This window comes from Nonlabens dokdonensis (assembly GCF_002162835.1).
GTDB lineage: Bacteria > Bacteroidota > Bacteroidia > Flavobacteriales > Flavobacteriaceae > Nonlabens > Nonlabens dokdonensis_B.
On record NZ_MAAX01000212.1, the window covers coordinates 1 to 10,210 of the forward strand.

At 34.4% G+C, this 10,210-nt stretch carries 8 protein-coding genes and 1 pseudogene; 3 read left to right on the plus strand and 6 right to left on the minus strand.

All coding sequences use genetic code 11. The features are described from left to right. Both A9Q93_RS14190 and A9Q93_RS14195 read left to right on the plus strand, forming a co-directional pair. Window positions 1-567, plus strand: a pseudogene (locus A9Q93_RS14190) (pesticidal protein Cry28Aa); the annotation flags it as partial. After that, entirely contained in the window at window positions 567-2,906 is a 2,340-nt protein-coding gene (locus A9Q93_RS14195) for a DUF2309 domain-containing protein (protein WP_303688052.1), read from the plus strand. The pseudogene A9Q93_RS14190 and the gene A9Q93_RS14195, both read left to right, overlap by 1 nt. Before the next feature lie 122 nt (window positions 2,907-3,028). Here the strand turns inward: A9Q93_RS14195 and A9Q93_RS14200 are convergent, their stop codons facing one another. From A9Q93_RS14200 to A9Q93_RS14225, 6 genes are all read right to left on the minus strand, one after another. Continuing rightward, entirely contained in the window at window positions 3,029-3,706 is a 678-nt protein-coding gene (locus A9Q93_RS14200) for a type 1 glutamine amidotransferase domain-containing protein (protein ID WP_303688053.1), read from the minus strand. 36 nt (window positions 3,707-3,742) lie between these two features. Further along, window positions 3,743-4,375, minus strand: coding sequence for an NAD(P)H-dependent oxidoreductase (locus A9Q93_RS14205; protein ID WP_303688054.1), 633 nt, complete (start codon window positions 4,373-4,375; stop codon window positions 3,743-3,745). A gap of 18 nt (window positions 4,376-4,393) precedes the next feature. Beyond that, window positions 4,394-4,972 carry a TetR/AcrR family transcriptional regulator gene (locus A9Q93_RS14210; protein ID WP_303688055.1) on the minus strand — a complete coding sequence of 193 codons (579 nt, stop codon included), beginning with the start codon at window positions 4,970-4,972 and terminating at the stop codon, window positions 4,394-4,396. A 434-nt stretch (window positions 4,973-5,406) separates the two neighbouring features. Continuing rightward, window positions 5,407-6,132: a DUF6090 family protein gene (locus tag A9Q93_RS14215; RefSeq protein ID WP_303688056.1), complete on the minus strand. Its 726-nt coding sequence runs from the start codon at window positions 6,130-6,132 to the stop codon at window positions 5,407-5,409. Between the two features lie 27 nt (window positions 6,133-6,159). Continuing rightward, a complete protein-coding gene (locus A9Q93_RS14220) occupies window positions 6,160-6,714 on the minus strand; it encodes a DUF4251 domain-containing protein (protein WP_303688057.1) in 555 nt (184 codons plus the stop codon). Window positions 6,715-6,800: 86 nt separating this feature from the next. Beyond that, a complete protein-coding gene (locus A9Q93_RS14225; protein ID WP_303688058.1) occupies window positions 6,801-8,126 on the minus strand; it encodes a hypothetical protein in 1,326 nt (441 codons plus the stop codon). Between the two features lie 526 nt (window positions 8,127-8,652). Between A9Q93_RS14225 and A9Q93_RS14230 the strand changes: the two genes are divergently transcribed. Beyond that, window positions 8,653-10,210 (plus strand): hypothetical protein (locus A9Q93_RS14230; RefSeq protein WP_303688059.1); only part of this gene is annotated, 1,558 nt, incomplete at its 3' end.

A 10,210-nucleotide genomic window follows, 5' to 3' on the forward strand; every position in this document is an offset into this window, starting at 1 on the left:
AATGCAGCTGTAGTTCATTTAATCTTGCATGGCTTTTACAAAGCCTATTTATTTTTATCTTCTGGAGAAGAAGTCAAGCATTCTGTTCCTAAAGAGGCACAACGTATTTCTATAAAACCTTTACAGGTAATAGTCGTTTTAATCTATGGTATTGCTGCTGCCTTTTTATTTTCATTGATTACAGGAAAAGGCACCTCTTTAGACAGTGGTATCTTTTTAACGCTCGTAGTAGCAATAACAGTAGGTCAAATCACTTACAACTTTCTTAAAGAAAAGAGCCTTACTGGCGTTCAAAAAATCATAAGTCCTATTGTGTTGTTTCTTCTAGGTATAGGCGCCTATGGAATGATGTATAATATAGTCACGGCAGTAATGAGTGATATGCCATTTGTAGCTCGAGCAATGCCATTGAGCGTTGTTCAAATCGCATTCGGAATAGTATTCTTGTTAGGCTTTTTTATTATGAAAATAGGTTATCACAGACGTATTCCATGGTTATATGTAAAGCTTTTGAATGATTCTCAACCATATAAGAAAACTGTATTCACCTATAAATCTAAGTCCTAATGCTATCTAGTGAACTATTAACAACTGTAGAAAAGGCTTCTAAAGTAATAGGTAAAACCTGGCCGTTGTATTCGTTTGTGACGTCAAATCCGCTTACTGGATACGAGTCCTCCCATTTCAAAGATGCTGTGGCTAGTGCTAGACACTATTTAAATGCAAAAGTATTTCCTGAAGCTATTGTTTTTAAAACCGCACTAGAAAATGGAGAAATAGATACCAATATTCTAAATAATTTGCTCAAAGAAAATGGCTGGAACGAGTCACCAGAATTTTACTTAGATCAAATGAATCAAAATGGAGTAGAAGAGTTATCTCATGAGCGAGTACTGGATCGAATCATGTCTAAATGGCTTGCCGCATTTTTAGATGAAGGACAAGCAGAGTGGTTCATGCCTGGAAAAAAAGCGGGATTTTATAAGGCATGGAGAAAACTAGCCAAATACGACAAATCGGTTAAGATCAATAAGACAGAAGATCTTCCTGAGACGAGTGAAGAAGCTTTGGCACAAGTTCTAAGCGATTATCCACAAGAGCAATGGACTGAAATTTGTACGCAACATATAGCTGCTTTACCAGGATGGACAGGTTATATTAATTATAGAACAGAAGTTGCTTCTGGCTGGCAATTGCAATATCCTATAGATCTGGTGCAATATCTAGCAGTACGACTGAGTATAGGTAAGAATTTGAACATTAATCTGCTAGACAAAGCAAATACAGAAGATAAGCCTTCCCAAGATTCCCTTAAATATGTATGGTTAAAAGCTTGGGAACGCAGCTGGCAACATGTAATGATATCTGCAGTAGCTACACCTGAGATTGTTAAAGAATCTAATGAAACACCAGACGCGCAATTAGTCTTTTGTATAGACACCAGATCAGAATTGATAAGAAGGCATGTAGAAGCACAAGGTAATTATGAGACTTTTGGTTATGCTGGTTTCTTTGGAATCGCAATGGACTACATTGATTTAAAAGATAAGATTACCAGAAAATCTTGTCCACCTATCGTAGGTTCAGCTTATAAAGTTACAGAAAGTGTCATGCCTGGAAAGGATGTCGAAATTGCTGCTTTCAAGAAGAAAACCAAATTAACCAAGTTTAAAGACCGTCTTCTTAAGAGAATGAAAAATGTCTTACCGTCTACCTTTGGTTTTGTGGAAGGAGCTGGTTTTTTCTATGCATTTTCCCTCTTAGGACGTACACTGAAGTCTGACAGTCTTTACCGTAGGAAGAATAAAAAAGATCGCTCGTTTGAGAATATTACGACGCCACAAATTAACTGCGCCGGAGAAGAAAATTCTATTAACGGGATACCTTTAGTTGAGAAAGTAGCTATTGTAAAAGGAGCTTTTGATCTCACAGGTTGGAAAACTTTTGCACCTATAGTAGTATTTGCAGGTCATGGTAGTCACACCGCAAATAATCCATTTGGTTCTAGTTTAGATTGTGGAGCTTGTGCAGCAAGCCCAGGAAGACATAATGCTCGTATGCTTGCACAATTAGCTAATCTTAAAGAAGTAAGAGACATCTTAGCAAAGCAGCATAATTTAAGTATTCCTCAGGAAACCGTTTTTATAGGAGCAGAGCACAACACTACAACTGACGAAATAGTACTTTTTGATGCTGCAGTACCTAAAGGTTATAATGATCAACTAGAAAAATTAAAGCAGGCTTTGAAAAGAGCTCAGCAAACAGCAGCTAGCAATAGACTAGGAGTAGAGGATGCGGTTACCCTAGCAGAGAAAAAAGCAAGCAACTGGAGCGAGACTAGACCAGAATGGGGACTAGCTAAAAATGCTGGTTTTATAGTTGCTCCTAGATCCTCAACCAAGAATAAAAACTTACAAAGCAGGTGTTTTTTACATTCCTATGACTGGAAACAAGATGTTACCGGAGCAGCTTTAGAAGGAATTATGCAAGGTCCCATGGTAGTAACACAATGGATTAATAATCATTATTATTTTAGTAGCGTAGATAATAATACTTTTGGAGGTGGAACCAAAATTACTCAGAATGTCACTGGGCGCTTTGGAGTTTTACAAGGAAATGGAGGAGATTTAAAAATGGGATTGCCTTTACAATCTATTAGTAAAACAGATACAGAATTATATCATCAACCGTTGCGCTTATCTGTATTAATAAATGCACCGCTAGATAGAGTTACGGATATTTTATCTCGCAATGAAAACTTAAAGAGCTTGTTAGATAACGAGTGGATATATTTGATGGTGATGGATGCTAATGACAATGATAGGATTAAAACGTACCAAAGTGGAATGAAGTGGTCGTTATCCTCACAAAATCAAGATAATCCAGTTTATTCAACAGCAGTTTAAGAAATATAAAAACTTTACATGTATAGTGTATGGTTTGATTGAGCTTAACTCCTTTAAATATGTAGTAAAACAAAAAAGGTTATCCTATACGGGACAACCTTTTTTACTTATAATGGCATTCTTTAGTTAAGACTATCTAGTAACTTCTCGGCTACTAATTGTGAAGATGCCGGATTCTGACCTGTAATCAAATTCCCATCTTGAATCGCATAGGCAGCCCAGTCCTCTTTTTTAGAATAAATACCTCCATTTTCTTCTAACATATCTTCCACTAAAAACGGAACAACATCTGTCAGTCCTACAGCTTCTTCTTCACTGTTAGTAAAACCGGTAACTTGTTTTCCATTTACTAAAGGAGTGCCATTAGAATTCTTAACATTTTTTAAAGCAGCTGGTGCGTGACATACAAACCCAATAGGCTTTTCTTGAGAATTAAACTTATCAATTAATGAAATAGACGTGGCGTCATTTGCTAAATCCCACAATGGTCCATGACCACCAGGATAAAATACAGCATCAAAATCATCAGGATTCATATCAGCTAGCACTTTCGTATTGGCAATTCTTTCTTTTGTTTCGGCGTCGTTGTTAAAACGTTCTGTATCTTCTGTTGCTGCATCTGGACCGTCACTACTAGGATCAATAGGAGCAGCGCCACCTTGCGGAGTCGCAATTGTAATATCCACACCTTTATCCAAAAGTGTGTAATATGGGTTAGCAAATTCTTCAACCCAAAAACCAGTTTTTTTTCCTGTATCTCCTAATTTATCGTGAGATGTTAATACAAATAATACTTTCATATTCTTTTCTTTTTTTTTGATTCAACTTTTCTTTTATTAATCTAATACTGTTACCAGATCCTCCGTACTTTTTCTAACTTTCACAAGATCAACAAGCCAATCGTTCTGAGCATCACGATACCCTATCGGTAACATAACTGCGCTACGCAATCCTTTAGATCTTAAATCGAGTATCTCGTCCAGTTTATCTGCATCAAATCCTTCTAGAGGAGTAGCGTCAACACCTTCATAAGCAGCGGCTATGATGGCTTGTGAGAAGGCAATGTAAGCTTGTTTTGCAGCATGATTGAAATTCACTTCTGGATCTTGTTGAGGATACATTTGTAGTAACTTTTGACGGTAGTTTTCCCAACCTTCGTTTTTGAATCCGCGTATTTCATTTGTGAGATCAAACATATAATTGATACGGTCTTCTGTATATGTGTCCCAAGCTGCAAAAACCAGCAAGTGAGAACAATCGGTAATCACAGATTGATTCCATGCTATAGGTCTTATTTTTTCTTTGATCTCTTGATTTTTTACAACTATTATTTCAAAAGGCTGCAAGCCGCTAGACGTAGGTGCTAGACGAGCAGCTTCAATAATGTTATCAATTTTTTCCTGAGATACTTCTTTGCCGTTCATTGCTTTGGCGGCATATCTCCAGTTTAATTTATCTAATAATTCCATAGTTATTTATTCAAAAATTTATAATTTAATACTATCCCAAGCAGCTTTAAAAGCTTCTTCAGTTATTTCTTCAGTAAAATAAAATTGATTTTGCTTTTGAGCCATCATTAAAAATGATAACGGATTAATAGAATAGGCATACAAAACATGATCCGGCAAAGATTTAATCAACTTGTCCTCTTTGCCACGTTTCCATAGGTCGAGTAGAGGTTGTAAGTGCTTAATTCCTTTCTCTCTGCTAGGCTCGTCAATAATAGGCGTATTGTTACATTGATGTAAGAAAAAGGAATAACTGCATTCTTCTGTATTGAACTGTAAAATACGTTTCCAGATTGCCTCAAAATCTTGTTTAAGATTATTACTTGCTTTAAAACCGTCAAATACAAAATTGGTATACTGTGATTTTACTTCAAGGTATGTTTGATTAACTAGATCTTGTTTGTTTTCAAAATATAGATAGATGGTAGCTGGAGATACACAGGCCATTTTTGCAATTTTACTCATAGGAGTTGCATGAAAGCCATTGTTATTTACTAATTCAATAGTTGCTTGAACTAGTGCATTACGTTTCTCGATACTTTTTTGAAGTCGTGCCATTAAAATCAATTCTGATACAAAGTTAAAAATAAAAATGAATGTTCATTCTTTTTTAATATAACTTTAATATTTGCTGCTTAGAATTATTACGTGACTATTAAAACGGTATGAGTACATCTTATAATACTATTTATACATCCTTATCACATGACGTTATTAAGATTTGTGTAGCAACATTTCTAAACCATAACTATATTATAATATAGTGAAGATATCAGATTTTAAAATTGTAGCTTGATCATTTGAAGCAATACGAGGATATATGGTTCAATGACATCTATATAAATCTGCGATATAGTATTTATGTTATAAATATAAAAAGCATTAATTATTTTATAATTATATCATGGTAAGTATTATTTCCATAATCAGTTTTGAACCATAATATATATTATGTCAAATAAGATATTTATGATGGACTACCAAATACATCATTACTTTAACAGTGACTCTACTGCCTCTATATGTTGCTGTAAGGATGTTCTAAACTTGGATAAATTACTGTAATAAGAATCCATTGCAATAAGTTCCATATGTGCTACACGATTTTTGTAATCACTACTTTTGAAATATGCATATTCATCAACTTGCAAACTTTGACCGGTGATCAATTTATAGTACCACTCATAATTATCCCTTAGATAACCGAGATTGCTCAGCAATTCTTTCACAATAATTTCCTCACTCAATCCTAATTCATTATGTGCAAGATTATAATCACTTTCTATCGCATTTAAAGTTTGCTTCATATCTGTATCAGTGATAGTTGCGTTGCTCAATTGATTTACTACTTTAGGTTCTAAATTTAATATGGTAAAACCTACGGTCACTAGAAATGGGGCTTCTTTGAACTTAATGATTTTCTCATTTTCTGTAGGTTCTCGATCCATTAATATCAGCTCGTATATTTGTTCTTGCTCGTCCATTTTTGCCATGACTTTATCAATTTCTAGGACATCTTTTTTCATCTGTTCAAGCACATTTTCTGCTAGAATATGCTGTTTTTCTTGAGCTATTTGGGACTGATTCCAGTTATTGATCCATAAAGCAATTAATATACCTACCACTACAAGTACAATCTCGCCTATTGCATAGGTTACATATTTTTTAAAGCGTTTACCACTTAAGGATTGACTTCGTACTTTGTTAAAAAATCGCATGGATATAATTTATAAATAATTAAACTACTACTCTTCTACTATCCATACGAGTTTACCTTCGTATTTCATAAAAGTACGATGACTGCTATTTACATCTACACGCACATTTTCCATACTGTAAATAGCGATCTTAACATCTATGGTTTCTGTTTGATTAGTTGTTGTAAATTTATACGAGAGATAACCATTGTCTTCCTCCAGCACTACATTTCTATCACTCATTTTGCTTTCAAAGTCAAAGCCAGTATTAGTACCGTTGTAGCCACCAGTTAAGCGGCGTTCTCCGTAAAAAGGCAGGCTAAATTTTGCAAGCATCTCTCCTATTTTAATGGTATATCCATCACCTCTTAAATTAATACGTGCGGTACTATTTCCAGATTGTAATAGTAAATCATTTGCTACATTATTTAAGGCTTGGGTTTGAAATGGTAAAGCCGTTTCGGCCTGAAAAGCAAATGGCTTATTGTCTAATTCTTTCTGTAACTGCAATAATTCCTGACGCTTAGCATCTGTAAAACTAGATTTACATGAAATGGTGCTTACCACTATTAACAGTAAAAAACCTGTAACTATTTTTTTCATAATTCTTTTATTTAAATAGCTCCATAAATGATGCCGTAGTCTATTTTTATCTCGCTTTCGCGAAAGCGGAACAGAAATCACTCTTCTTATTTCCAGAACATAAGAGATAGAACCATATTCTTTCTATAAGTTCCCGTAAAGTAATTACTCGATTTTACTGAAATAGAATGATGGCCTTTACTAAGACTATCAATAGGTATGTAAGATAAGTAACCTTCTTCTTCACTGAGAGGATGTTTATATCGCGTCCATTTAATATCGTTTATTTGACTTTGATCTATTTCCACCCTTAAAAGTTGATTTATAGCAACGTTATAGGTTTCTGCACGATTCTTATAAAAATCTTTACGTAGGCTATCATTTTTAAAACCGGGCAGCTTATTGATTTTAAAATCGAGACTATCCATTGCATGTTTAAGGTAATAATCGTTATGTTTCCAATGTACTACAAATAATTTTAAGTAGTCATCTTTAATGATTTCGCTTTGAATGCAGCCATAATAAAAAACATTTCCTTGTTTATAGTTACTTTCATAAAGACTACTGTTCATATTGTACACTCCTTGTACATCATAAGTAGTGCGATCATCAAATAGCGGAATCTTAAAGGTTCCATATTGATAAAAATCTCCTATTTGATTAACCGAAATGAATAAACAAAGTAATAAATAGGCTGTGCCAAAACTTAAAATTACCCATGTTTTGCCATTAGTGCGAAGCACAAGTAGCTCACGACGGTAAAGAAATAAACCACTAACGTAATAGTAAATATTGTAAAGAAAGCTTCTTAGAGCGGCAAACCTTGTTCTAGCTACCGTTTTTTTCTTGCTTAAAAAATCAAATACTCCTAATTGTAATAATAAAATTAAGATGGCCATGACGTAGTTTACTAATGGATCTTGGATCCAATCATATAAACCGAGTACTTCTACCATAAATACCTGACTTAGAAACATTACTATGAATGTACTAAGCACAACAAATGTGAATATTACAGCTACTGCAAATGATAAATTAGCATACTTATCCAACCGTGTTAACCTAGTAATGGCTTTTTCTTTGTATCGTAGTTGATCTAACTGCTCATGATTTAATTTAAGCTTTTCAAAAGAAACACCTTTAGGATACCAATAAGAAATACCAGAATATGCCATCCACACTCCTCTGAGAAGAACATTTGCAACAAAGCCTATAAGTAAGGCTCTTGTTAATACATAGGTGCCAAAAAAGAGAAGACCTTGATCATAATCAAAATTACTAATAGGGTACTTTAATAAAAATAGCTCCTTAAAGTAATCAGTGCTTTTATATAGCGAGAATATAACACCACCAGCTATAAGAAATTCTAGTTGCCAACTTATAGGAGCATAATTCTTTTCTAAAATTTTCTTGTGTTTTTTTTCTAATGCCATTTTCAACTCCTTTTTTAATAGTATAGTTGTCTATAATTGCCAGAAAATTAAGACATTTTTTACTCTAAATGAATGTACTACATGATATTCAATTGTAATAATTATTAATACTGCTTGATCTACATGATTATTAACTTCTGTAAGGATGGAATTTAAAAGTACTTTTATTTAATTATTGTTATATCAACTCTTGAGTAGTTGTAAATTGAGAATAAGTTTTGTGGTTATAGAATTATAATTAATATTTTTTCCTCGCTTTCGCGAAAGCGAGATTAACATAATTACTATGTTGACTATAAAATATTTGTTGATAAGAACTATTTTAAGCTTAGTATTGATAAAAATAAGCCGATAAATATGATTAAAACGTAATATTTTATCGATTAACGGTATTTTTTTGCCATTTATCTGTTGTTAAATTTAAGTTTCTATTTATTTTGTCGTCTCGAAGATCGCAATCTATTTTTGCATTTCCTTAAATTCTGTTTTACAGGCCTTTTTTATGAAGATACTTTTACCCCTCAAAATGAGGAATAATCGTTTATTATGGATTATTTCTTTTTTATGCTTGTCTCAAATTGTCCAAGCGCAATGTCCTACAATACCTATCAACACTCAAGTAATTTGTGACGCTGCAGGACTAGATATCAATGATTTAGATAATTTTGCCATTGCCGCTCCTGGCAATGACATCCGTTGGTATTTGAATCCTACAGGTGGCATGCCTTTGCCTGGCATTCAACTAGTGCGTGAAGGGACATATTATGCAGGAGATAGTTCTGGCTCTTGTGGTACACGTCCAGCGCTAACTATCGATTTTGTAGTAGATAGAACTTTATTGAGTCTAGATGCCATTTTCTGCTCTAATGAAAATCCTACTATACAGTCTTATATAGATGAAGCTCTTTCAGCTAGTATTCCTACTGGTGGTAGTGTGCAAATTTATAGTGATTTTTTACTGACTAATCAGTTAAACCCAACGATGATGCTGTCAGGAAATGCAAATTATTTTATTGTATTTACTGATGCTACTGGCTGTACGAGTCAGATTCAAACGGGAAGTACTGCAGTTTTCCCATCTCCAGCGGTTCCAAATCCGCCGTTGGTACAGCAATTTTGTTCAGACTCAAATCCAGTCGTTAATGATTTAGATCCTGGTACAACAGATAACTTTAACTGGTATAGTAGTGTGGACGGCTCTAATAACCCAATTCCACCAGCATTTATAGGTACAGAAGCTTTAGTGGACGGAGCAACTTATTATGTGCAAGCAGATAATTTTTTCTGTGATAGCGATCCTGTAGCAATAGTTGTAGAAATTAATGATCCAGCTGATGCTGGTATGAATAACAGTCAAGAATATTGTGAAGATAATATCCCTACTACAGATATAGACTTATTTCCATTATTAGGACCTACTGCAGATAATGGTGGAACATGGACTGGACCTATCGCAATTTCTAACGGCGATCAAGGAACTATTAACCTCAGTGGTCAAGGTGTAGGAACATACAACTTTATCTACACAGTTGCGGGACAAAATGCGTGTCCAGATGAAACAGCAACCATAACCATTGAAATATTAGAAATTCTTTCTTCAGGTATAGCCTCAGCCGCTAGCCCTGTTAGTTTCTGTGTAGCTCAGTTACCTGTCTCTTATGATTTATTTTTATTGTTAGATAATGAGGATACTGGTGGGATATGGACACAAGGAACTACTAGTGCGGCGCCTAGTGTGACTTCTCCTGTAGACTTGACAGGTTTTACTCCTGGTGTTTATGATTTTACTTATGTTCAAAACGCTTTGCCTAATCCATGTCCTGAAAATACTACTACTGTTCAAGTCATTGTTTTAGAAGACCCTAATGCTGGAACTGCAATCACGACTCAATTTTGTGAAAATGACTTGGCCGCAAATTCTCCATTTGATTTATTCAACAGTCTTGATGGCTCACAAGATAACAATATGGGTGTGTGGACAGATGCGTCTAATGCGACTGTTTCTAATATTGTTGACATTACTGGATTTACAGTTTTAGGCAGCCCTTATAGTTTTACTTATACTATTGATAATGGATCGTGTC